Source organism: Actinocatenispora comari (assembly GCF_017312725.1).
Taxonomy (GTDB): domain Bacteria; phylum Actinomycetota; class Actinomycetes; order Mycobacteriales; family Micromonosporaceae; genus Actinocatenispora; species Actinocatenispora comari.
Map to the genome: position 1 here is coordinate 1 of NZ_BOPO01000058.1, position 329 is coordinate 329.

A 329-nucleotide genomic window follows, 5' to 3' on the forward strand; every position below is an offset into this window, starting at 1 on the left:
AAAGACGAGTTTAGTTAAGTGGTTATAATTTCTAGTTTCCACCTAGAGGTCACTGGTTCGAGTCCAGTAACTCGTAAAATTATTTAACTAGAAATATCTGATAGTTTTTATTCTGTTAATTACAAAATAAAAATAATAAAATTTACAATATTAAAAACTACATTAAAAACTACAAATGTTATTAATTGATTTATTTTTAAAGAAATATTTCTTTTAATAACATTAATTTATTCTTTAAATTGAAATAAATACTACACTATTATAAAATAATTAAATAAATATAATCTATCTCTATTATATTATTTAAAGAAAAGTAATAGAAAAGAGTT

The 329-nt window shown here is 18.5% G+C and carries 1 tRNA gene; it reads left to right on the forward strand.

Annotated features, from left to right (window positions below):
- Positions 1 to 4: 4 nt before the first annotated feature.
- Positions 5 to 76, forward strand: a tRNA-Gly gene (locus tag NUM_RS17675).
- Positions 77 to 329: the final 253 nt, after the last annotated feature.